This window comes from Maribacter aurantiacus, from assembly GCF_005780245.1.
Lineage (GTDB): Bacteria > Bacteroidota > Bacteroidia > Flavobacteriales > Flavobacteriaceae > Maribacter > Maribacter flavus.
Genome location: NZ_VBUK01000002.1, coordinates 273,301 through 298,093, shown reverse-complemented (window position 1 = coordinate 298,093; position 24,793 = coordinate 273,301). Strand labels below are relative to the sequence as shown.

The following is a 24,793-nucleotide window of genomic DNA, read 5'->3' as shown; positions in this document are numbered from 1 at the left end:
AAATTGGGATAAAGGTACGTCCAAAAAATTAGCTAGTCCGAATCAATTTTTGGGTCAAATAGTTAAACCGAATATACAACATAATCGCGGATGCCGTGAGGCCCGTAAGGAGTCCCACCCAAATCCCCACACTCTCCAAAGAGGTATGTAAACCCAGATAATAGGAAATGGGAAACCCGATCAACCAATAGGCCACAAAGGTAATGAACGTGGGTATTTTCACATCCTGCAAGCCCCGCAAGGCACCCAAAACCACCACCTGAATCCCATCCGAAATCTGAAAGAAAGCCGCTACCAATAACAGTTGGGAAGCCAATAATATCACCTCTGTATTGTCCATAAAATTCATCCTATCGTCCACGTCCAAATATAGCGTGGGGAACCAATCCTTGCCCAAAAGGAAAAGTAGGGCAAATAGAATTTCCAACAACAAGGTCAGAAAAAATATGGATTGGGCAATCCGCCGCAATTCCCTATAATCCTTAAGTCCCTTCTGATTGCCTACCCGGATCATGGCAGCGACCCCCAGTCCCATGCCAAACATAAAGGTCATGCTGCTCAAGTTCAACGCAATCTGGTTTGCCGCCTGCGGATTTTTCCCCAAAACGCCGCTCAACCAAATGGCCGCCGTAAAAATGGCCACCTCGAAAAACATCTGTAAGGCGGATGGAAACCCTAAGGAAATTATTTTTCGTAGTACCCGTTTTTCAATGTTCTTTAGGTTGAAACCGGTTACGTAATCGTGGAATTTTTTCTTGTTCTTGAGGAGCATCCACAAATAAAATACCATAACGACCCTTGATATCAAGGTACCCCACGCAGCGCCCACAATACCCAATTTTGGAAATCCAAAGGTTCCGAATATCAAAAGATAGTTCAGGGTGATGTTTACCACATTGGCCAAAATGGTTGCATACATGGGATATCTGGTTTGGGACAAGCCCTCTGAGAATTGCTTAAAAGCCTGAAAAATGATGAGCGGTACCAATGAGAAGGCGACCAAATCCAAATAGGGCATGGCAAGTTCCACCACTTCCTCCGGTTGCTCCATTAGATACATCAATGGCTTGGCCAATAGAATTAGAAGAAATAACGAAAAACCCAAAATAGTACAGAGTACCAATCCATGTTTTAGGGCACTTTTGGCATTTTGCTTGTTCCCGGCCCCATCGGCTTCCGCGACCAAGGGTGTAATGGCCGTGGAAAACCCGATGCCCAGTGACATGGCAATGAACACAAAACTATTCCCCAACGAAACGGCAGCCAGTTCTGCCGTACCCAATTGGCCTACCATGATATTGTCCGCAAACTGCACAAAGGTATGGCCCAGCATCCCCAAGATGACGGGTACGGAAAGTTTTATGTTGTATGCGAATTCTTTGGTGTAGTTCGAAAACACGGTTGGAAATTTAGAACGACAAAGATACTTTTATAAACCGATTTTAAAGGCAGGGATTCAGTCCATTTCCTTGGCCTTGTTCCAATAGATATCCATCTCGGCCAAACTCATATCCTTTAAGGCCTTTCCCTGCTTTTGGGCCTCGATTTCCAAAAACTGAAACCGCTTTGAGAATTTTTTATTGGTCCGCTCCAAGGCGTTTTCAGGGTTGATTCCCAGGAATCGGGCGTAGTTGATTATGGAGAAAAGTACATCACCAAACTCTGATTCTATCTTGTCCTTATCTCCAGTAGAAACCTCTTCTTGCAACTCCCCCAATTCTTCCTGTAGTTTTTCAAAGACCTGCTCCGGTTGTTCCCAGTCAAAACCTACACCGGCCACCTTGTCTTGAATTCGATTCGCCTTTACCATAGCGGGCAGACTTTTTGGCACTCCTTGTAAAACGCTTTTCTTTCCTTCCTTGAGCTTTATTTTTTCCCAATTCTGTTTTACCTCTTCTTCATTTTCCACTTTTACATCGCCATAAATGTGTGGATGCCTATTGATCAACTTCTCACAAATACCATTAGCTACATCGGCAATATCGAAACTTCCACTTTCTGAACCAATCTTGGCGTAAAAAACGATATGAAGCAGCAAATCGCCCAATTCTCCCTGTACCTCCTTTAAATCATTGTCCAAAATGGCATCGCCCAACTCATAGGTTTCCTCAATGGTCAAGTGCCTAAGGCTTTCCATGGTCTGTTTTCGGTCCCAAGGACACTCCTCCCGGAGCTCGTCCATTATGGTAAGCAAACGATCAAATGCCTTTAGTTTCTCCTCCCTGGTATTCATTTCAAATTTTTTTGCAAAAGTACAAATCTAAGGGTACAGGCCATGTTGTATATTTTAGTAACTTGGGAAATTGTGATGCTTTCCATAAAACGCATCGGCACAAACACTAAGAGCACATGCATAGAAGAAATTTTTTAGTCCGTTCCTCGCTTTTTTCGGTAGGGTCGGTTCTTTTGCCCTCGGTATCTTTCGCCTTGGAAACCGATCTGAAATTCGGGGTGCAACTGTACAGTTTTAGGGACCAGATGGCCAAGGACCCTTTGGGTACCTTGGAGCAGATTGCCAACATCGGCATAAAGGAAATAGAATCCGCCAGGAGCACTAAAGGGCATTATTACGGGCTCACGCCCAAGAGTATGAAACAGGCCTGCGAAGATCTGGGCATGAAATTGGTCAGCGGCCATGTACATCTTGATTCCGATTTTGATAAAACAATGGAAGAGGCCGCTGCCTCAGGACAAGACTATTTGATCTGTTCCTCCATGCCGTCAGACGGTCAAACGGTGGAGAATTATAAAAAGGTGGCCGAGGAATTCAACAAGGCGGGTGAAGCCTGCCAAAAAATGGGCATCAAGTTCGGTTACCACAATCATGAATATGAATTTGAATCGGACCAAGGGAAAGTGCTTTACGATGTACTTATGGACAATACCGACCCAAATTTGGTGCATATGGAACTCGATTTGGGCTGGGTTGTAGTGGCCGGTAAGGACCCCTTGGACTACTTCAAAAAATATCCGGGCAGGTTCCCACTTTGGCATCTAAAGGACATGGATATGGACAAAAAGGAAAGTACGGAATTTGGCAAAGGAGGTTTGGATATCCAAGCCATGATGAATCATCGGGAAACTTCAGGAGTCAAACATATTCTGATCGAACAGGAGGAATACGCCAGTACGCCTTTGGAAAGCATGCAACACAATATGGATTTTCTAAACAACCTATAAATGTCAAAACAATACCTTCTCTGTCTAACGCTCTTATGGGCGTTTTTCACGGCCTGCGAAAATCCCGAAAAAACAACCTATGATATCGTGATACGTAACGGGCAGATTCTGGACGGATCTGGCAAGACTTCCTTTACCGGGGACATCGCCATCAATGCCGATACCATTGCGGCCATAGGCTCCCTTGAAAATGCGGTGGGCAAAGCGGAAATAGACGCTACCGGACTTTCGGTCGCGCCGGGTTTCATCAACATGTTGAGCTGGGCCAATGTGGCCCTGTTGGAAGACGGACGTTCACAAGGGGATATCCGGCAAGGGGTTACCCTTGAGGTATTGGGCGAGGGATCATCCATGGGGCCTTTAAGTGAAGCGATGAAGCAGGAGATGAAGAATGGGCAGGGCGATATCAAATACGATATCCCATGGACCTCATTGGGCGAATACCTCAACTATTTGGAAGAAAAGGGCATATCCACCAATGTAGCTTCCTTTGTTGGGAATGCAACGTTGCGGGAGTATGCCATCGGCATAGAAAAAAGACCTCCTTCGCCCGAAGAAATGGAAACTATGAAAAATCTGTTGCGGCAAGGTATGGAAGAGGGAGCCGTTGGATTGTCCACTTCCTTGATCTATGTGCCAAGTGGCCATGCCGATACCAATGAAATAATAGAACTGGCCAAAGTAGTGGCCGAGTATGACGGCATGTATATTTCCCACATTCGTGACGAGGAAGGCGGGCTTTTGGAGGCAGTGGACGAACTGATTACCATTTCCAGGGAAGCGAAACTCCCAGCCGAAATTTATCACTTTAAGGCATCGGGGAACGCGAATTGGCATTTGTTGGACAGTGCGATTACCATGGTAAACGCCGCCCGTACCGAAGGTCTGGCCATCACGACGGATATGTACATGTACAATGCCAGTTCTACGGGATTGAACGTGGTACTTCCGGCATGGGCCAAGGAAGGCGGACATAAATCGACGATTACGCTGATGGAAAATCCGGCCACCCGAAAAAAGATGATGGACGAAATCGACTTCCACGTACCACCCGAGAATATTCTGTTGGTCGGTTTTAGAAATAAAGAACTGAGGCATTTGATCGGGAAGACCTTGGCGGAAGTTGCCGAAGAACGTCAGAAATCGGCCAACGAAACCTTGGTAGACCTCATCTACGAGGACGACAGCAGGATCCAGGTCGTCTATTTTTCCATGTCCGAAGAAAACGTAAAAAAGAAATTGAAACTGCCGTACATGAGTATATGTTCCGATGCGGGTTCTTATACCAATGAAGGGGTCTTCTTGGAACAAAGTACCCATCCCCGCGCCTATGGCTCCTTTGCCCGTTTGTTGGGCCATTTTGTGCGCGATGAAAAAGTGATTTCCTTGGAAGAGGCTATTTATAAGTTGACGACACTACCGGCCACCAATTTAAAATTGAAAAAAAGAGGGGCTTTAAAAGCCGGGTATTTTGCCGATGTGGTCGTCTTCGACCCAAAAACCATCAAGGCAAACGCCACTTTTAAGGAACCCCACCAATATGCCACGGGCATGCAGCATGTCTTCGTCAATGGGGGACATATATTGAAAGACGGGGAACATACGGGAACCTTTTCTGGCCGATTCGTAAAAGGTCCGGGTGCCACTAAGTAAACTAAAAAACTAACAAAATAATTATTGACTAATCGATGAAAACCATAAATGTACTCTTTGCTTTACTTCTTTTGAACTCCTGCGCTTACGCCCAAGATATTGTAGAAGCGGGTGCTTCACTTACTTTGGTATCTGAAGAATTCAAATTTACCGAAGGTCCGGCGAGGGACGCTGAGGGAAATGTATATTTCACGGACCAGCCCAATGACCGCATCGTAAAATGGGACGCAGAGACCAATACCGTTTCAGATTGGATGCACCCCAGTGGCCGTTCGAACGGACTCTATTTTGATCACCAAGGGAACCTGATATCCTGTGCCGATGAAAATAATCAATTATGGAAAATTGATCCGGAAAAGAATGTTACGGTACTCGTAGAAAAATTTGAGGGAAAATTTTTGGGAGGACCCAATGATGTATGGGTAGACCCAAAAGGGGGAATGTATATAACGGACCCTCTGTACAAAAGAGATTGGTGGAAAGATAGGGAACCAGAAGTCGAGAAAAGACGTGTTTACTATTTAGCTCCTGGGAGTACCCAACTGACCATTGTTGAAGACGATTTGGTGATGCCCAATGGAATCATAGGGTCCAAAAATGGCAAAAAATTGTTTATCGCCGATCCGGGGGATAAAAAAACATATGTATATAAAATCAATAAGGACGGAAGCCTTTCCGATCGGGAATTATTTTGTGAGATGGGGTCGGACGGTATGACCTTGGACAATAAAGGCAACCTATATCTAACCGGTAATGGGGTAACGGTATTCAACAAAGATGGTAAACAAATAAAACACATTAAGGTCCCTGAAAATTGGACCGCCAATGTCACTTTTGGAGGCCCGGAAAGGGACATACTCTTTATTACGGCCATGGACGCCGTTTATATCTTACAGATGAAAGTAAAAGGCATTAATTAAACACAATCAAAATGACCTGGAAAAATTTATTCGACAAGCAGGAATGCGAGGAAACCATTTCGCGCATCAATAACCTTACTCCAGAAACCGCCCCTAAATGGGGTAAGATGAACGTTTCCCAAATGTTGGCGCATTGTAACGTTGCCTATGAAACCACCTATACGGACAAACACCCCAGGCCCAAAGGCGTCCAAAAATTCCTGATCAAGCTATTGGCAAAAAATACCGTTGTAGGCCCAAAACCATACAAGAAAAACGGCCCCACTTCGCCCGTATTTAAGATCAGTGATGAACGGGATTTTGAAAAGGAAAAGAACAATCTCATTGCCAACATGCGAAAGACCCAGGAACTAGGGTCGGCCCACTTTGACGGGAAGGAATCCTATGCTTTTGGAACCTTGACCCAAACGGAATGGAACACCCTATTTTCTAAGCATCTGGAGCATCACTTACAGCAATTTGGGGTTTGAACACGAAATTATAATTCCATCTCTTTAAAAAGTATAAACCAACCAACTATGACATCGTATATTTTTGAAATCATCGGTACCGGAATGCTTATCCTTATAGGCAACGGGGTCGTGGCAAATCTTGTTTTAAAAGGCACCAAAGGTGCCGATAGCGGATGGATTGGCATCTCCCTGGCTTGGGGAATTGCCGTCTTCATTGGGGTTTTTATATCTGCTGATGTCAGCGGTGCCCATTTGAATCCCGCCGTGACTATTGGGCTTGCCGCTGCCGGAAAATTTTCCTGGACCTTGGTGCCCGGCTATATCATTGCCCAAATTTTTGGGGCCATGGTCGGCAATTTTTTGGTATGGCTCACCTATAAAAAACAATATGACCTTACCGATGATACCGATGCCGTATTGGCCACCTTCAGCACGGCACCGGCCGTGCGAAGCTATGGTTGGAACGTGGTTACCGAAGCGATCGGCACCTTCGCCCTCGTTTTTGGGGTGTTCTACATCGCTGGTGGTGCCTTGGCCAACGAACCGATTTCCCTAGGGTCCCTAGATGCCCTTCCCGTAGCCCTCTTGGTGATGGGCATCGGTTTTGGATTGGGCGGTCCCACGGGCTATGCTATCAATCCCGCTAGGGATTTGGGGCCACGGATCATGCATGCCATCCTACCTTTGAAAAACAAGGGAAAGAGCGATTGGAGCTATGCTTGGGTGCCGGTTTTGGGCCCGGTTATAGGTGCCCTAATGGCAGCAGGCGTATTTTTGTTATTGAATTAATTAGATAGTTATGAAGCATATAATCAAAGTTTTAGTCCTTATCTTTTCAAGCAGTATTTTTGCTCAGCAAATTATTGACTTGCCCCATCAAATCCCACCAACTGTACAGTGGGAAGGAGGCGAGAAGGAATACTTTTCGGATATTTGGCAGACCCAGGTGGTCACCAACGTCTCTACCCCCACCATGGAGGTATTTGCACCCGAAAAGCCCAATGGAACCAGCGTTATTGTAGCTCCCGGGGGAGGCCTATATGCCTTAAGCATAGAAAGTGAAGGCAATCTTGTAGCCCAATGGTTGGCCGAAAGGGGCATTACGGCCTTTGTGTTGAAATACCGTTTGGTTCCCACAGGAGCGGACGGTGTACAGGAAATAACCCAAGAAGGCGCCACCAATCCCATGCAAATTATGCAACGGGTAGCACCGGTGCTTCCTTTTTCGGTTCAGGATGGACTCAACGCCATTGACCATGTACGGTCAAATGCGGAAAAATATGGACTGGACCCAAATAAAATCGGTTTTATGGGCTTTTCCGCCGGGGGTGCCGTCACCCTGGGCGTGGCGTACAACTACAACGAAAAAAACAGGCCCGACTTCCTGGTGCCCGTATATCCCTGGACCACGGCCCAACCCGTTCAGGAAGTGCCACAGGACGCGCCACCCATGCTGGTCATCTGCGCCACGGACGACCCCTTGGGATTGGCCGCCGGGAGCATTGAACTTTATTCCTCATGGCTCAAGGCAAACAAAACCGTAGGGCTGCACATGTATTCCAAAGGCGGACACGGATTTGGCATGAAACAACAAAACCTACCCTCTGATGATTGGATCCAACGGTTTTATGATTGGTGGGAGGTGGAGATAAACTCTGGGGATATTAAGCAAAGTAATTGATAAAGTTGAACCCAAATAATATTCTAATCTTGAAAATTAAAATACCCTTAATAAAAGGTAGTATCCTTCTAATAATTTTCTTTTTAGGCACCACATTTTGGCTATCGGCCCAAGAAAGACCCGCCTTTGCTGAAGAAGTCGAGGCATTGACCCAAAAAAACGATTCCCTTTGGGACCCAAACAAGGAAACCATTGTTTTTACGGGGAGTTCCAGTATACGTAAATGGGACAATTTACAAGCTTCCTTTCCAGAGCATCAGGTACTAAATGCCGGTTTTGGTGGCTCCCAGGCGTCGGACCTGCTCTATTATTTGGATACCCTAGTGCTTCGGTACAATCCCACCAAAGTTTTTATTTACGAAGGGGACAATGATATTTCGGCCAAAAAAAGACCACGGAAGATCATCGGCACTACGGAAACTATTATCGGAAAACTCAAAAGGCAAAATCCGGACATGAAAATTGTGTTGATATCGGCCAAGCCGAGTATCAGCAGATGGCACTTGCGGAGAAAATACAAACGCCTCAATAGAAAATTCCTAAGATTGACTAAAAAAGACGAATCCCTCCTCTTTGCAGATGTCTGGTATCCTATGTTGAACGGCAAAGAAGTCAAAAAGGATATCTTTGTATCGGACGGCCTTCATATGAACTCCAAAGGCTACGATATTTGGTACAATACCATGCAACACTTAGTAAATAACCCCTAAACCATAGCAATGATCAAAACTGTTTTCATCAAAAGTCTTTTTTTTCTGTCTATTGGGATGGTCTTTTTGGCCTGCCAAAACGAACCTGAAAAACCACGCATCCAAATGCCCGAAACGGATTTGGCCACCGTAAGTCTTATCCCAAAGCCCGTAAAGGTGATTCCAACGAATTCGGCTTTTGCACTGGATCAATTCACCGCCATTTACACTTCCAAAAATGCCACGGGCTTTGACAAAGTGGGCGAATTTTTGGCCGAAAAAATAAAAGAGCATATCGATTTGGTCGTCCCCGTAAACGGAGAAAATGCCAACACGGTAGAACGGATCATTTACATCAACCAGTCGGATAGCCTTGAATTGAACGCTCCCGAAGCCTATCAGCTGTACATCAATCAGGATTCCATCATCATCAATGCCAATACTGCGGAAGGTGCCTTTCGAGGTATCCAGACCCTCCGCCAATTGGTTCCAAATGTGAGCAATGATACCCTTGCCGTACAGAAAATTTGGCCCATTCCGTCGGGGAAAATCACGGACAATCCTAATTTTGGATATCGGGGTGCCATGTTGGATGTAGCCCGACATTTTTTCAGTGTGGAGGACGTGAAAAAATATATCGACCTATTGGCCTACTACAAAATCAACATGCTGCACCTGCACCTCACGGACGATCAGGGCTGGCGCATCGAAATCAAGTCCTGGCCAAAACTGACGGAGATCGGTGGCAGCACGGAAGTGGGCGGTGGTCCCGGCGGATTTTACACCCAAGAGGATTATAAGGAAATCGTGCGTTATGCACAGGAACGCTATATGACGATTATACCCGAAGTGGACATGCCCGGTCATACCAACTCGGCCTCCGTGGCTTATCCCATCTTGAACGGCAATGGAAAAACGCCAAAACTATACACGGGCATGCAGGTAGGGTTTAGCACCTTTGATACCCGCAAGGATACGGTCTATGCCTTTATTGACGATGTGGTTCGGGAAATCTCCGAAATGACCCCTGGCCCCTATTTCCATATGGGCGGGGATGAAAGCCATGTTACCAAAAAGAACGACTATATCCATTTTGTGAACAAGGTGGAGAAAATTGTGCAAAAACACGGCAAGCGCATGATCGGTTGGGACGAAGTTGCCAATGCAGATATTGACTCCAACGCCATTGCACAATGGTGGGCCAGTGAAGAAAATGCAAAGAAAGCGGTGGCAAAAAATATGAAAGTCATCGTCTCACCTGCGAACAAGGCCTATCTGGATATGAAATACGATACACTGACCGACCTAGGTCTTCATTGGGCGGCCTACATTCCGGTGGATTCGGCCTACCAATGGTCTCCGGAGGATTACGGAATTCCAAAGGAAAATATTTTAGGAACCGAAGCTCCCCTATGGTCTGAAACCATTACCAATATCAGCGAATTGGAGTATTTGGCGTTTCCACGTATGATTGGATATTCAGAACTTGCGTGGACGGTACCTGAAAACAGGGATTGGGAAGATTACAAAGTCCGATTGGCAGACCAGGCACCATTCTTAGAGCGGAACAATGTGAATTACTACCCTTCCAAACTGATTGATTGGAAGAAAAGCAAATACACGTACGAAACGATAGAAAAGGATTAAGGATTTTTTGATTTAATTGGAAAAAGGGAGTAGGAATCTGAGCGTATGGAAATCCCAACCCTCCCCGTTCCGCTATCGCGTAACTCCCCTCCCTGACCAGGGAGGGGAGCTTTTTTTTAGGCAATTGAGATAATCGCACCCAACTCTACAAATGGCGAATTAACAACCTAAAGATGAATGTGTGGTTCCCTTTCCAAAAGAATACATCGAGAAAGCTCGGGATGGAACCTGTTCCGTGAAGCGGAACGGCCGAGTTTCGAGATGGGTTTTACGAAGTAAAAATTCCTACTGGAAAGTCTTCTTTCTTTTGCTTCGTTTTCTTTGAAGAACCAAAGAAAATGAAGGTGGCAACAACTGCCATAAACCCGACCCTCCCCGTTCCGCTATCGCGGAACACCCTTCCCTACCCCGGGAGGGGAGCTTTTTTGGGTTTTAATTGTAGCAGTTAACTTAAATGCATTTTAAGGAGTAAACCGGCCTATTTTGGGATGCATAGTAAATCCGGAAGGCCTTGGAATTGGCCAAAAGGAAATCGCCCAAATAGTATTCCGATGCAATCGGAAACGGCCTGGGCGCTGCGGGCCAAGGACTTCTTGGATTTCAAGTATCCTAAAATCAGCCTAGCCTTTTTGGATACTTTTTCGGCGATGGAAAAAGTATCGGAAAGAAAACCCCGGCCCTCCCCGTTCCGCTGCTAGGTATCCCTTTGGGCAATCTTTACTACAATGGATACTTCGCTTTGCTCAATAAGACAAATGGGTGTCCGTTGTCATTCTGATGACGAGCGTAGCGAGGAGGAAGAATCTGTTTACTGCCTCACCATCCCCGTTCCGCTGTCGCGGAACACCCTTCCCTACCCGGGGAGGAGAGCTTTTTTCGCCCCACGACCAAAATTCTATGAAGATTCTAAAGCATTCTTCGATTTCGTATTCCCATAAAAAAAGACCCTGAATGAGGGCCTTTTATAAAATTAGATCTCTAACAATCTACTCTTTTTTCTCTTTTTTCTCAGTGTCCTTAGTTTCTTCCTTAGAGAAATCGGCCAAATCATTTTCTACCAAAAGATTGTACCACTGAATGATTTTCTTGATATCGCTGGTATACACCCTATCCTCATCGTAATTGGGCAATATCTCAAAAAAGTACTCCTCCAATTTTATCTTTTCGTCCTTGTGGCTTACCGATGTTTTTTCACCATTTTCCTTCTCCTGAATCTTTAAGAAAACATCCCGCAATGGTAATTCCTCGTCCAAAGTATATATGGCTATTTCAGAAAGTACACTGACGTTGCTTCGCAAACCTACACTGATCTTCTTACCGTCCAATAGAGACTCCGCCACAAAACCCGTCCGTGTCTGTGTTATCAATTTATACAATCCAGGTTTACCGGCAACCGACAAAATTTTCTCCAAACCCATAGGCACTATTTTTTATTTTTTTTGAGTGGGCAAAGATGCCACTTTTCTTATGAATTAAATCCCTTTACCTTCCTTTTTTTACATTGGGAAAGCGCATCCTGTAATCCACGCTTATCTTCCCTTTGGATATATTGGCCAGCCTTCCCTTTAGCAATCGCTTTTTTAAGGAGGAAAGTTTATCCGTAAACAGAATCCCTTCAATGTGGTCATATTCGTGCTGAATGACCCTGGCCAATAGTCCGTCGTAGGTTTCCTGGTATTCCTCGAAATTTTCATCTAAATAGGTAATCCGTATCTGCTCCTTCCTATTGACGTCTTCGCGAACATCTGGAATACTTAGACAGCCTTCGTTAAAAGGCCAATCGGCACCTGTCTCTTCCTCAATTTGGGCGTTTATAAATACCTTTTTGAAACCGTTCAGCTGCTTTTGCTCTTCGGGCAAAAGGTCTTCATCGTCCGAAAAAGGTGTAGTATCCACCACGAACAATCGAATGGGCAATCCTATCTGGGGTGCGGCCAACCCAACGCCACTGGCATTGTACATGGTTTCCCACATATTGGAAATAAGTTCGGATAGTTTTGGGTAGTCCTTATCAATATCTTCCCCTACCTTTCTCAAGACCGGGTCGCCATAGGCTACAATTGGTAATATCATTTAGATTCTCTTTAAATAATCCTGTAAAATGAGCGTTGCACTAATTTCATCGATCAGTTGCTTGTTCCTTCGCTGCTTTTTTTTCAACCCACTATCCAACATACTCTGGAATGCCATTTTAGAGGTAAACCGCTCATCCTGACGTTCGATTTTTATATCGGGAAAGGCTTCGGACAGTTTTGTCAAAAACGGTTTTATAAATACTTCGGATTCCGATGGCTGGTTGTTCATTTGTTTGGGTTCCCCAACGACAAGTACATCGACCGACTCCTCCTTAAAATAGTGGGTCAAAAATGGAATGATTTCATCCGTAGGTATCGTTGTCAGTCCCGATGCAATGATGCGAAACTCGTCCGTTACCGCAATGCCCGTTCTCTTTTGACCATAGTCCAACGCAAGAATTCTTCCCACTTTAAATTTTTGGCAAAAATAAAGGATAATTTGTTATATGAAGATAGACCGATAGGGAATTCCTAGGCTTCCGCTTATATTTGACAAAATTTTAATACAGATGACAGAATTACGGGATACCATAGAAAAAGCATGGGAAAACAGGGACCTTTTAAAAGAAACGGATACCCAAAACGCCATTAGAGAGGTCATTGACCTTATTGATGCGGGAAAATTACGTTGCGCAGAACCTAACGGGGACGATTGGCAAATCAATGAGTGGGTAAAAAAGGCTGTGGTACTTTATTTCCCTATCCAAAAAATGGAGACTTTAGAAGCGGGTATTTTTGAATATCATGATAAAATGCCTTTGAAAAAAGGCTATAAGGAAAAAGGTATCAGGGTTGTGCCCAATGCCGTGGCTAGACATGGTGCCTACATTTCCCCAGGGACTATCCTAATGCCCAGTTATGTAAATATTGGCGCATACGTGGATGAAGGAACCATGGTTGATACCTGGGCGACGGTAGGTAGCTGTGCTCAAATAGGAAAGAACGTTCACCTAAGTGGAGGCGTAGGAATTGGAGGAGTTTTGGAACCCTTGCAGGCATCCCCGGTCATTATAGAGGACAATGCTTTTATTGGATCTCGATGTATCGTAGTTGAAGGCGTTCGAGTAGGTAAAGAAGCCGTTTTGGGTGCTAATGTGGTGCTTACGGCCTCCACAAAGATAATCGATGTTACGGGAGACGAGCCTGTCGAGAACAAAGGATTTGTGCCGCCCCGGTCGGTTGTAATTCCAGGTAGCTATACCAAAAAATTCGCGGCGGGCGAATATCAGGTGCCTTGCGCTTTAATCATTGGCAAACGTAAGGAAAGTACCAACAAAAAAACTTCCTTGAACGAAGCGCTTAGAGAGTATGATGTAGCCGTATAAAGAAATCTGTAAAAAATTTCAAGGGCCGATGTTTTCGATTTTTATACTATTGAAAATATCGGCCTAATATTTTTAAGGGGCATTGAAATTTAAGTGATGTTTTAAGTGAAATCCATTTAAATAAACTTCGAAACGCAACCCTAAACGGGTTTTAACATCTCCTTAAAAACATGGGTCTTTAAAGCAATTTGTAAGAAATCTACCAAGGATTACAATTTTTGCCTTTTTTTTTTGTTATACCTTTGTTAGCCCAATGCTATCGACCCTACTTATTCGAAAAATATGATGTGTAATAGAGAAAAAATTACGGCCCTGATAATCACCTACAATGAGATTGGATACATTGAAAAGTGTTTAGAGTCCGTTTCCTTTGTTGACGAAATCATTGTGGTGGATTCCTTTAGTACGGATGGCACCTATGAATATCTTTTAAAGCATCACAAGGTAAAAGTCATTCAAAATCCATTTGAAAATTTTACCGCCCAAAAGTCCTTCGCGCTCAAGCAGGCGACCCATGATTGGGTGCTATTTTTGGATGCCGATGAAATTGTGCCTACACCCTTGAAAAATGAAATTTTGGAAACGGTTTCCAAACAAACTGAAATCGTGGCGTATTGGTTCTTCAGACAGTTCATGTTCCAAAACGAGAAATTAAGGTTCAGCGGATGGCAAACTGACAAGAATTACCGACTCTTTAGAAAAAGCAAAGCTAAATTTTCGGATAGGAGAATCGTCCATGAGACGTTGGATGTGGAAGGTACTTCTGGTATTCTAAATGAAAAACTTACCCATTATTGCTATAAAAACTACGAGGACTACAAGTCCAAAATGTTAAATTATGGTAGATTAAAGGCAATTGAATGTTTCTACCGCGAACGAAAATTCAATTATGCCGCGATGTACCTAAAAACTGGTTGGAAGTTCTTTAACCATTATGTTCTAAGACTTGGGTTTTTGGACGGCAAAAAAGGTTATGTAATCTGCTATTTGAACGCACTTGGCGTCTTGGAAAGATTCAGGGAACTAAAGCGTCTGGAACAAAAAAACGAGTTGGCCTACTATTTGGTAATGCCGTAAAAGGTCCAAACCCTCTTTTCCTTTTTTGTCTTTTTTCTAATCCCCTGGTTTTTTTCAATGGATTCCGGAGTTTTGTATCCTCTTTTGTGATCTAAATGCACACAAACGGCACTGTATCGCAATTGCTTAGATTTGATCCCGAAATTGAAAAGGCGTTCACCCAGCTCCCTATCCTGACCGCCGTACTGCATTCGCTCATCAAAACCGTTCACGTTCAAAATATCCTGTTTCCACCCCGATGAATTATGGCCGTTCCAACTGGCGTTCGTTGGTGTGACCCAATTCAATACCTTTGAAATAAGGCCGCTGGCCGTTAACTTGTTGTTCTTAAATGTTTTGGGGATGCCCTTTTCCTTGAGCCAATGGATATCAAAACAACGTTGCTGTTCGATATCTTCAAGGCTTATCAATTTGGAAATATTCATCGGCAACATGTAATATCCACCAGAAATAAAATAACCAGGTTCCTTATTGATGTAATGCACATGCACAAAATCCTCCCGGGGAATACAATCGCCATCGGTCATAATAATATAATCCGTCCGGCACGCAACGACCGCTTTGTTTAGGATTCTTGACTTTTGAAACCCATCGTCCTCCTGCCATACATGCACGATTGGGTAAAATACCTCCTTCGACATTTGGTCCAACAACTCCTTGGTCGCGGGTTTGGACCCATCGTCGGCAATGACCACTTCAAAATTCTTGAACGTCTGCTGGTTGAAACCCCAAAGAACCTTCTTGAGCCACTCCTCCGCATTGTAGGTGCTCACAATTACACTTATTTTTAGGTCCTCTGGTGTATTGGTCATAGTTTGGCAAAAATATAAAAGTCTTCCAGTATCTTTGAAAATTAATAGAAGATAAACATGCTCAAAAAGAAAATAGCCCTTATAGAGCTAACCACGTACCATGAAGAATGTTTATACAGTCAAATCCGATTTCTAAAGGACGCCAATTACGATGTTCATTTAATAATACATCCAAAGATCCATAAAAACATAGTTCATTATGGTATAGAAACGAGCAAAACTAGATTTCTAGACCCACGGAGCTCCTCTTTTTTTATAAAAAGAATTTACAATTGGTTTACAACCTACCAATATATTGTTAGAAATGGATTTGATGTGGTAATTTTCAATACGGCCAGTAGTAATAAGGAAACGATTGCACTTACCAGGCTGTTGCCAAAAAGAATCAAATGCTTTGGGAGTATCCATAATTTAAAAAAACTGAACGGCAGTTTTTCACAAAAAATCATTAGTAAACGGATTCAGAACTACTATGTCCTGAACGATTTTTTGGTGGATTCTACAGTACTTAATGATAGGAACATTCGGCTTTTTCCTTACTATCCCATTTATTTCCCGAAATTCCCAAGTTCGAAAATAATGGATAAAAAGAATGATGTTTGGATTTGTATCCCTGGGGAGGTCAACTATAAAAGAAGAAACTATAAGATAGTACTGGAAGCATTGTCCAGATTGGAATTGGAGAATACCAACCTCAAGATTATTATTTTGGGAAAAATGAATCCAAAAAATCCGGATGTTGCCCTGTTCTCTTCACAAGTCCAAGAGCTGAATTTAACCCCTTTCCTAATCACTTTCGATCACTTTATAGAAAATGAAATATTTCACGAGTATATAAAAACTTCTGATTTCATTATGGCACCGGTTTCCAATACGGAACAGAATTATTTGAAATACAAGATAACAGGAGCCTATAATTTGGCATTTGCCTATAAAAAACCTTTAATCACACCCCAAGAAATGAGTTTAATGCCCGATTTATACGAAAACTCATATTTCTACGAGGATTCTGAAAGCCTTGCGCAACTCTTCAACAGTATTTCAAACAACAGCTTGGAAACAAAGAAATTATATACCCATAAGAAGTGGAATTACCCATTTCAATTAAAAAAGTATTTGAAATTAATTGAACCGATCTAAAGAATGGATTTCACCAACGAATCAAACAAAGCCCTTAAAGTACTACAAAATGGCGGCCTTGTCCTCTACCCTACCGATACCGTCTGGGGGATTGGTTGCGACGCGACCAATACGGCCGCTGTAGAAAAAGTACTTACATTGAAAGGGTTAGATGACAAAGGCCTCGTATGTCTTGTTGCTAGCGATGCTATGCTGGAACGGCATGTGGAAAAGGTTCCGGATTTGGCATACGACATTATGGACTTGGCCACCAAACCTACCACCCTTGTTTATGATATACCGAAAGGCTTCGCCTCAAATGTAATTGCCCAGGACAATTCGGTCGCCATTAGGGTCGCTTCCGATAAATTTTGCAAATACCTCATTGGAAAGTTCAAAAAACCCATTGTTTCCACCAGTGCAAATCTTCAATACCAACCAATTGCTTTAAATTTCAAAGAAATTGACAAGGCCATTTTAACAGGTGTGGACTATGTGGTAAATTTGAAGCCTGAAAATCAGTATGCGGGTCCATCCTCCATAATTAAAATGGTTATCGATGGCCGCGTGAAAGTGATTAGGGAATAATGCCGAAGAATATCCAATGGACTATAAAAAGGCCATAAGCCAACCCATTTTTGAAATTATTGGTCGCACTGCAGACGAACTCAAGCTGGACACCTATGTCATTGGCGGATTTGTTAGGGATTACCTCTTAAAGAGAAAAATTCCAAAAGACATCGATGTTGTCGCCGTTGGAAGCGGTATCGAACTGGCTACACAATTGGCATCAAAACTTCCGAAAAAGCCCCAAGTTTCCGTTTTTAAAAATTTTGGTACCGCCATGGTCAAACATGATGAACTGGAGCTTGAATTCGTAGGTGCCAGAAAGGAAAGTTACCATAGGGATAGTAGAAAACCGGTCGTTGAGGACGGTACATTGGAAGAAGATCAAAAGCGAAGGGATTTCACCATCAATGCCTTGGCCATATCATTGAACAAAAAGGATTTTGGCACCCTTTTAGACCCCTTCAATGGATTGGAGGATTTGGAAAACAAACTGATACGGACTCCACTAGATCCAGATATCACCTATTCCGATGATCCCTTGAGAATGATGCGGGCAATCCGATTTGCAACCCAATTGGAATTCAGGATTGAAGCCTCATCCTTGGATGCCATTACACGCAACAAAGAACGCATCAAGATTATTTCCAAAGAACGTATTGTAGAGGAGCTTCACAAAATTATGCTCTGCCCAACCCCGTCCAAAGGATTCTCCTTATTGCATAAAACGGGCCTATTGGACATCATCATGCCAGAATTGACCGCTCTGCAGGGAATAGAGGAAATAGAAGGACAACGGCACAAGGATAATTTTTGGCACACACTGGAAGTAGTGGATAATATTTCCACGGAGACTGATGACCTTTGGCTGCGTTGGGCTGCACTACTCCATGATATTGGGAAGGCACCTACGAAACGTTTCCATAAGAAAATTGGCTGGACCTTCCATGGCCATGAATTTGTAGGCTCCAAAATGGTGTACAAACTTTTTAAACGATTGCGCATGCCACTGAACGACAAAATGAAATTCGTTCAAAAAATGGTCATGATGAGTTCACGCCCCATTATTTTAGCAGAGGAACATGTGACTGATTCCGCGGTACGAAGATTGGTTTTCGACGCCGGTAACAACGTTGAGGATTTGATGACCTTATGCGAAGCGGACATTACAACAAAAAACCCAAAAAAACAGCGGAGGTATAAGAACAATTTTAAACTTGTCCGCCAAAAGATCAAGGAAGTAGAAGAACGGGATAGGATTCGAAACTTTCAACCTCCGGTTTCGGGAGAGGAGATTATGGACACCTTTAACCTAAAACCTTCAAAAGAAATTGGTATAATAAAGGAAGCCATTAAGGAGGCTATCCTGGAGGGTGAAATCCCAAATGAGCATGATGCAGCCAAGAATTTTATGATAAAAAAAGGTATATCACTGGGCTTATGTCCTAAATAGGGAAAAATATTCCCAACTACCAAGGTAGATAATTTTAAAAACTTCAAATCTGTTACCAACAGATAAACCAAGGTTTACCTTTCCTTTTACTGTCTTTACAACATTAAATTTTTAATGAATTTGTGTCAAGTTACTTTTATCTATCAATATAGTGCCACAATTCCACGAAAACCACGTTGGAAAGGTGGATTAATTAGGATTATAAAGTAATGGCTAAACCAATTAAAGACCAATTGACCAAAAGAAGTCTTGGCAAGCGGTTTTTTTCACTAATATTAGTATTGGTAAGCTGCTGTCTTTACTCCCAACAGACTACTACTTGGACCCCTATTAATTTAAACACTTGGGAATCCCTAAGTTCTGACGGTCTTGTACGTGTAGAATGCAGGGTAACCGGGAGTGTAATTATATCTGGCAATGAAACAATGGGATGTACTTCGGACAACACCTATAACGATCCTACACCAGATATTTTTGGTAGTCCATCCTTAGAAATCTCTGTTGCCTCTTTATTGACCGGTACTTTGGAGTTTCATTTTTTTGATGCAACCACGGGAAATCCAGTTTACCTTACCAATCCCTTTGTAAATGTCGATAAGGTAGGTACCTATGGTATTTTACCATTTCCGCTATTGAACGGGACAAATACCGGAGTTTTTACCTTAACCAATGAAACTTGGACCAATATTAGTAGTAATGGCCCCATTTTTCAAGCCACCAACACACAATTTCAAATTGATGCGGCTGCTCTACTCAGCTCCAATGGTGGCGAGTGTGGAAATGGTGTGGACCAAGGTACCGGTGGAGGGACAATGCGTATGGATACTCCGGTTCAATCCATTGAAATGGGCGTATCGGTTTCCGGAAGCCTTATCAGCTTTAACGAAAACGTAGAATTTGTTCTATCCAATCTGATAATTGCCGAACCTTCCATTGAAGTAACAAAAGCTGTAACCGAAAATTATAGCACGCCCATTTCCATAGGCGATGAGGTCAATTACACCATTCAAGTAGAGAACACGGGGAATGTGGAAATCATAAATATCGAACTTACCGATACTTTTACGGATGCTAATGGAAATCCGTTGACGTTAACCAGCACCCCATCTTTTATATCTGCAACTATGGGTTCTGGGGAAGGAACTTTAAAAGAAAATGAAATAGCCACCTACGCTGCCGGATATACTTTTGATGGAAATGCAATTGATGCCGGAGGAGTTATAAATCAGGTTACGGCAATGGGCGACAGTCCATATGGGCCCAATGACACTTTTGATACATCCGATGACGGCAATGATTCGGATGGAAACTTATTGGATGACCTTACGGAAAGTTTCTTTCCAGTACCTCAAGACGATATGGCCACAGTTGAAGAAGATGATTCCGTGGATATTTTAGTAATAACCGATGATGATTTTGGTGGAAATGGTCCTAATACGGGTAGCATTATTTTGATAAGCACGCCAACAAACGGGACAATTATATTGAATAATGATAGCACACCGAACAATCCTGTGGATGACTATTTTACTTATACTCCCAACATAGATTATTCTGGTTCTGATTCCTTTGTTTACGGAATTTTGGACTCTAAAGGACACACACAATATGCAACTGTGACGATTACCATATTTGCTTGTCCGGATGCAGGGACCGACGGTACCCTGAACATCTGCCAAGGGGACACTTTCGACAACGACGACCTCTTCGCACAGCTAGGCGGTTCGCCCGATGCCGGGGGGACATGGACCGACAACGGCGACGGGACACACACCTACACGGTACTTGCAACTTTACCCTGTACCACCGATGATTCGAGTACCGTGACCGTAACGCAACAGGCACGGCCGGATGCAGGGACCGACGGTACCCTGAACATCTGCCAGGGGGACACTTTCGACAACGACGACCTCTTCGCACAGCTAGGCGGTTCGCCCGATGCCGGGGGGACATGGACCGACAACGGTGACGGGACACACACCTACACGGTACTTGCAACTTTACCCTGTACCACCGATGATTCGAGTACCGTAATTGTATCAATAAATCAGACAGATTCAAATAATAATGGTATTGCAGACTGTACCGAAACTATTCCAGTTCAGCTAATCATCGATATTGACTCCATCACTGCTGACAATATTATAAATGAACAGGAGTCTCTTGAAACCATAACTATTACCGGTAACGTATCCGGCGATTTTAACGAAGGAGATATTGTAACGTTATCCATTAATAACACAAACTATATGGGAGCAGTAGACTCCAATGGAAATTTTAATATTTCTGTATCCGGAAGTGATTTGGTGTCGGACATTGATACTAGTATCCTAGGAACAATCACTACTATAAACAATAATGGAAATACGGGTTCTGCATCCGTACAACATCCATATACCATAGATACGGGGGTACCTTTGGTGGAGAGTTTTACTACGAGGGACAGTTTCCCAATTTTACTAGGTTCCGGAAGCTCGAATGAAATTATTACCATTACCGTTACCATAGACAATATCGCAACTCCTATTATTTATGTCATCAATACGGATATCAATGGTATTTGGGCGATAGATACATCAACCGAAGTTCCGCATAACGGGAGCTTTCCTACTATTGATGCTGAAGCAATATTGAGCATAACCGCAACGGATATTGCGGGGAACACAGGAATTGGAGAGGTTATTATCATATTTGAGAACGTACCATTAACTGCGGATAGTGATAATGATGGCCTGCCGGATGATGAGGAAGTACGAATAGGTACGGACCCTAGTAATCCAGATACCGATGGTGACGGGGTGGTGGACGGACAAGAAGTATCTGATGGAACCGACCCATTGGACCCTTGCGATTCTGTCGGAGGAACACACCCTACAGGTTCAACTTGTGAACTATATGTAGAACTTGATTTGGTTAAACCTGGAGACAACATCAATGGTAATTTTGAAATAATCAATATTGAAAGATTTCCAAACAACACGGTTAAAATTTACAATCGATGGGGCGTAAAAGTTTGGGAAACCCAAGGTTATGAAAATATTACCAATGCATTTAACGGTATATCTAATGGCAGAACTACCATTATGCAAAACGAGGAACTTCCATCCGGTGTCTACTATTATGACATTCAATATGAAGCACAAGGAGAACAGAAATTGTTAACAGGATATCTCTATGTAATCAGATAGGTATGAGCAGTAATAAAAGAAATATCCTTTTTTATTTTACCCTTTATATGGCGGTACAGTTAGGTTTTAGCCAACAAGATGCACAGTATACCCAATATATGTACAACACACTTTCGGTTAATCCAGCTTATGCAGGTTCCCGAGATGTTCTGAGTATTGCGTTATTACATAGGTCCCAATGGTTAGGAAGGGACGGAGCGCCAAACACACAAACTTTAAACGTGCATGGACCTACCTCTGACCGAGTTGGTCTGGGATTGTCAATCGTAAATGACGAAATTGGCAACAATACCACCCAGAACACTTATGTTGATGCTGCATTTTCCTACACTATAAACACCTCTGAATCCGATAAAATATCCTTCGGACTAAAAGCAGGAGGTCATTTGTTAAACGTTGATTTTAATAATCTGAGAAATTACAGTGCCAGTGCCAACACAATTACGGATACTGAATTGTACCGAAAGTTTACCCCTAATATTGGCGCGGGAATCTATTTTCATAACAACAAATTCTATACGGGTCTATCTGTCCCGAACATTTTACAGACCAAACATTTTGAGAGCACAGGAGGAAATGACAATCTAGTTTCGGTGGACAGAATGACTTGGTATCTTATTTCTGGATATGTTTTTTATTTATCCGAGTCGTTAAAGTTCAAACCTGCCTTTTTGTTGAAAGCTACCCCAGGTGCTCCGCTACAGGCGGATCTATCTGCCAATTTTTTAATGAACGACAAATTCACCCTTGGTGCGGCATACCGCTGGGATGCTGCTATAAGTGGACTATTCGGTTTTCAGATGACAAAGGAGCTCCTGTTGGGAATTGCCTATGACAGTGATATATCAGAATTGGGAGGAACCAAATTTAACAACGGCTCTTTTGAAGTGTTCTTGAGATATGAATTCATTAAAAAAGATAAAATCGATTTAACCCCTCGATTCTTTTAAAATACGAAGCATGAAACTCAATTTACATCACATAGGGGTGATTTTATTACTGCTTCCGGTTTTCGCTACGTCACAAAAGAAAACCAAGACGGCCGAAGATAATTTTGACCATTATGGATATATGGTGAATATGTCCACCTTTGAAGAGTTGAGCAAGCAAGGGCTAACTGATGAGGAAATATGTAAGAACCTTGGAAATACGGCCTATTTAAATGCCAAATACGATGAGGCGACGTATTGGTTTTCAAAACTTTTTGAACTGAACGATAGTTCCATAGATGCAGACTATTTTTATCGTTATGCCCAAGCTTTAAAGTCGACCAAAAATTACCGCGAATCCGAAATTTGGATGAACAAGTTCAAAAAAGCCAATACGAACGATGTTAGGGCATTGAACCATAGTAAAGATGATAATTATCTGAAAGAGTTGATGGCACCATCAACCGAGTTCACGGTCGAAAATTTAAGTTCCATCAATTCAAAGGAATCAGACTTTGCACCATCCTTTTATCAAAATCAGCTCATATTTTCAACTGCAAGGGACTTGGAAACAAGTAAAAGAACCTCAACCCCCTATTTGAACTTATATCAAGCTACAAAACCGAACGATGGAAAATATAGTACCGCCACTTCCTTTGATAAGGAACTAAAATCAATGGCCAATGAATCGTCCACAAGTTTTTCTAAAGATGGAAAAACGGTCTATTTCACTAGAAACAATTTCAAAAAAGGTGGTTTCAGTAGGGACAAAAAAGGAATAAGCAGGTTAAAAATTTACCGTGCAACATTAAACTCGGGTCTATGGGGGAATATTGAAGAACTGCCCTTTAATAGTGATTCGTATTCCGTAGCACATCCTTCAATGAACGAGGAGGGTACAAAATTATATTTCTCATCGGACATGCCTGGTTCTTTAGGCGCATCGGACATTTTTGTGGTAGACATACATCCCGACGGCTCTTTTGGAACCCCAGAAAACTTGGGCCCGAAAGTAAATACGGAGAGTAGAGAGTCTTTTCCCTTTATTTCCGAGTCCGGCATTTTATATTTTGCATCGGATGGTCATCAGGGGTTAGGTGGTCTTGACATCTTCTCTATCGATTTAAAAAAATATGATAATGTTACTAATCTCGGTAATCCCATAAATAGTCCCTATGATGACTTCTCGATGGTATTTGACGAGGAGCGGACCATCGGTTTTTTTGCTTCCAATCGGCCCGGTGGAATTGGAGGAGATGACATTTATTACCTGAAGACCATAGACTGTATTGTCACTATTTCTGGGATAGCTACCGATAAGGATAGTGAAAAAGCGATTCCAAACGTAATAATGACCGCTTATGATGCATCTGGTGGTACCATTGGGGAAACCATAGCCAATAGAGAAGGTGAGTTTGAGATACAAATACCTTGTCAGGAAAACCAATATTCAGTTGTCGGAAATCTGGAAGGTTATGAAGAAGGATCACTTTTGCTTTTCACATCACCAAATGAGAAATATATCAAGAATGTCAAAGTTGAGATGGAGGAAAGCAGCAAAAAAGCCGTATTGGGTGCCGATCTTGTAAAGGTCTTAAAATTAGATCCTATTTATTTTGACCTCAACAGTTCCTATCTTCGGGAGGATGCTTTTGAAAACTTGGACAAGGTCGTTGCCTATATGCAGAAAAGACCGGAGGTAAAGGTTGAAATTGGATCTCATACCGATAGTAGAGAGGAAGACAATTACAATCTATGGTTATCGGACAGAAGGGCAAAAAGAACCGTCTCCTATATCATCTCAAGAGGAATTGACGAGAATAGAATTTCCGGTAGAGGGTATGGTGAAACACAATTAATAAACCGATGTGCCAACGGTATTATATGTTCTGATAAAGATCACCAATTAAATAGACGCTCCGAATTTATTATTGTAGATTAAATCCCTATTTTTCAATTGATTTGTCGTAAAGGTGAATTGGGTGAAAAAAATGGGGTTTCCCCATTATTTTTTCAAAAGAGTGGT

General features: G+C 42.8%; 23 protein-coding genes. 17 read left to right on the top strand and 6 right to left on the bottom strand.

The annotated features are described in order from the left end of the window. Window positions 1–28 precede the first annotated feature (28 nt). Together FEK29_RS06450 and mazG are read right to left on the bottom strand one after the other, a co-directional pair. Window positions 29–1,399 carry an MATE family efflux transporter gene (locus FEK29_RS06450; protein ID WP_138257603.1) on the bottom strand — a complete coding sequence of 457 codons (1,371 nt, stop codon included), beginning with the start codon at window positions 1,397–1,399 and terminating at the stop codon, window positions 29–31. Between the two features lie 57 nt (window positions 1,400–1,456). Beyond that, a complete protein-coding gene (gene mazG / locus FEK29_RS06445) occupies window positions 1,457–2,233 on the bottom strand; it encodes a nucleoside triphosphate pyrophosphohydrolase (RefSeq protein ID WP_138257602.1) in 777 nt (258 codons plus the stop codon). 116 nt (window positions 2,234–2,349) lie between these two features. On the opposite strand from mazG, the gene FEK29_RS06440 reads away from it, so the two are divergent. The 9 genes from FEK29_RS06440 (at window position 2,350) to FEK29_RS17915 (ending at window position 10,920) form a co-directional block, all read left to right on the top strand. Then, window positions 2,350–3,180, top strand: a complete 831-nt coding sequence (locus FEK29_RS06440) for a sugar phosphate isomerase/epimerase family protein (RefSeq protein ID WP_138257601.1) — start codon at window positions 2,350–2,352, stop codon at window positions 3,178–3,180. Next, window positions 3,181–4,833 (top strand): N-acyl-D-amino-acid deacylase family protein, encoded by a 1,653-nt coding sequence (locus FEK29_RS06435; protein ID WP_138257600.1) that lies wholly within the window; start codon window positions 3,181–3,183, stop codon window positions 4,831–4,833. 35 nt (window positions 4,834–4,868) lie between these two features. Beyond that, a complete protein-coding gene (locus FEK29_RS06430) occupies window positions 4,869–5,753 on the top strand; it encodes an SMP-30/gluconolactonase/LRE family protein (protein WP_138257599.1) in 885 nt (294 codons plus the stop codon). A gap of 11 nt (window positions 5,754–5,764) precedes the next feature. Then, a complete protein-coding gene (locus FEK29_RS06425; RefSeq protein WP_138257598.1) occupies window positions 5,765–6,223 on the top strand; it encodes a DUF1569 domain-containing protein in 459 nt (152 codons plus the stop codon). Window positions 6,224–6,271: 48 nt separating this feature from the next. After that, a complete protein-coding gene (locus tag FEK29_RS06420; RefSeq protein ID WP_138257597.1) occupies window positions 6,272–6,994 on the top strand; it encodes an MIP/aquaporin family protein in 723 nt (240 codons plus the stop codon). A 10-nt stretch (window positions 6,995–7,004) separates the two neighbouring features. After that, entirely contained in the window at window positions 7,005–7,886 is an 882-nt protein-coding gene (locus FEK29_RS06415; protein ID WP_138257596.1) for an alpha/beta hydrolase, read from the top strand. 29 nt (window positions 7,887–7,915) lie between these two features. Beyond that, on the top strand, window positions 7,916–8,596 hold the full coding sequence (locus tag FEK29_RS06410) for a GDSL-type esterase/lipase family protein (RefSeq protein WP_240042681.1): 681 nt from the start codon (window positions 7,916–7,918) through the stop codon (window positions 8,594–8,596). 9 nt (window positions 8,597–8,605) lie between these two features. Continuing rightward, window positions 8,606–10,222, top strand: a complete 1,617-nt coding sequence (locus tag FEK29_RS06405) for a family 20 glycosylhydrolase (protein WP_138257595.1) — start codon at window positions 8,606–8,608, stop codon at window positions 10,220–10,222. 551 nt (window positions 10,223–10,773) lie between these two features. Beyond that, complete coding sequence (locus tag FEK29_RS17915) at window positions 10,774–10,920, top strand: hypothetical protein (protein ID WP_161595323.1); 147 nt, start codon at window positions 10,774–10,776, stop codon at window positions 10,918–10,920. Window positions 10,921–11,208: 288 nt separating this feature from the next. On the opposite strand, the gene FEK29_RS06400 is transcribed toward FEK29_RS17915, so the two are convergent. The 3 genes from FEK29_RS06400 to ruvX form a co-directional block, all read right to left on the bottom strand. Continuing rightward, window positions 11,209–11,640, bottom strand: coding sequence for a DUF5606 family protein (locus FEK29_RS06400; RefSeq protein WP_138257594.1), 432 nt, complete (start codon window positions 11,638–11,640; stop codon window positions 11,209–11,211). Between the two features lie 64 nt (window positions 11,641–11,704). Beyond that, entirely contained in the window at window positions 11,705–12,295 is a 591-nt protein-coding gene (def, locus tag FEK29_RS06395; protein WP_138257593.1) for a peptide deformylase, read from the bottom strand. Then, the gene (gene ruvX, locus FEK29_RS06390; protein ID WP_138257592.1) at window positions 12,296–12,706 is read right to left on the bottom strand and encodes a Holliday junction resolvase RuvX; all 411 of its coding nucleotides are present in this window, start codon (window positions 12,704–12,706) and stop codon (window positions 12,296–12,298) included. A gap of 100 nt (window positions 12,707–12,806) precedes the next feature. On the opposite strand from ruvX, the gene FEK29_RS06385 reads away from it, so the two are divergent. Beyond that, on the top strand, window positions 12,807–13,622 hold the full coding sequence (locus FEK29_RS06385) for a 2,3,4,5-tetrahydropyridine-2,6-dicarboxylate N-succinyltransferase (RefSeq protein ID WP_138257591.1): 816 nt from the start codon (window positions 12,807–12,809) through the stop codon (window positions 13,620–13,622). Window positions 13,623–13,907: 285 nt separating this feature from the next. Continuing rightward, a complete protein-coding gene (locus FEK29_RS06380; RefSeq protein ID WP_394347769.1) occupies window positions 13,908–14,699 on the top strand; it encodes a glycosyltransferase family 2 protein in 792 nt (263 codons plus the stop codon). Here FEK29_RS06380 and FEK29_RS06375 read toward each other — a convergent pair. Continuing rightward, the gene (locus FEK29_RS06375) at window positions 14,681–15,511 is read right to left on the bottom strand and encodes a glycosyltransferase family 2 protein (RefSeq protein ID WP_138257589.1); all 831 of its coding nucleotides are present in this window, start codon (window positions 15,509–15,511) and stop codon (window positions 14,681–14,683) included. The genes FEK29_RS06380 and FEK29_RS06375 overlap by 19 nt on opposite strands. A 57-nt stretch (window positions 15,512–15,568) precedes the next feature. Between FEK29_RS06375 and FEK29_RS06370 the strand changes: the two genes are divergently transcribed. From FEK29_RS06370 to FEK29_RS06345, 6 genes are all read left to right on the top strand, one after another. Then, window positions 15,569–16,651 (top strand): glycosyltransferase family protein, encoded by a 1,083-nt coding sequence (locus FEK29_RS06370; protein ID WP_138257588.1) that lies wholly within the window; start codon window positions 15,569–15,571, stop codon window positions 16,649–16,651. A gap of 3 nt (window positions 16,652–16,654) precedes the next feature. Further along, window positions 16,655–17,218: an L-threonylcarbamoyladenylate synthase gene (locus tag FEK29_RS06365; protein WP_138257587.1), complete on the top strand. Its 564-nt coding sequence runs from the start codon at window positions 16,655–16,657 to the stop codon at window positions 17,216–17,218. Window positions 17,219–17,234: 16 nt separating this feature from the next. Beyond that, window positions 17,235–18,650 carry a CCA tRNA nucleotidyltransferase gene (locus tag FEK29_RS06360; protein ID WP_138257586.1) on the top strand — a complete coding sequence of 472 codons (1,416 nt, stop codon included), beginning with the start codon at window positions 17,235–17,237 and terminating at the stop codon, window positions 18,648–18,650. 209 nt (window positions 18,651–18,859) lie between these two features. Beyond that, window positions 18,860–21,838, top strand: a complete 2,979-nt coding sequence (locus FEK29_RS06355; RefSeq protein ID WP_138257585.1) for a T9SS type B sorting domain-containing protein — start codon at window positions 18,860–18,862, stop codon at window positions 21,836–21,838. A 2-nt stretch (window positions 21,839–21,840) separates the two neighbouring features. Continuing rightward, entirely contained in the window at window positions 21,841–22,788 is a 948-nt protein-coding gene (locus FEK29_RS06350; protein WP_138257584.1) for a PorP/SprF family type IX secretion system membrane protein, read from the top strand. Between the two features lie 10 nt (window positions 22,789–22,798). Then, window positions 22,799–24,709, top strand: coding sequence for an OmpA family protein (locus FEK29_RS06345; RefSeq protein WP_138257583.1), 1,911 nt, complete (start codon window positions 22,799–22,801; stop codon window positions 24,707–24,709). Window positions 24,710–24,793: the final 84 nt, after the last annotated feature.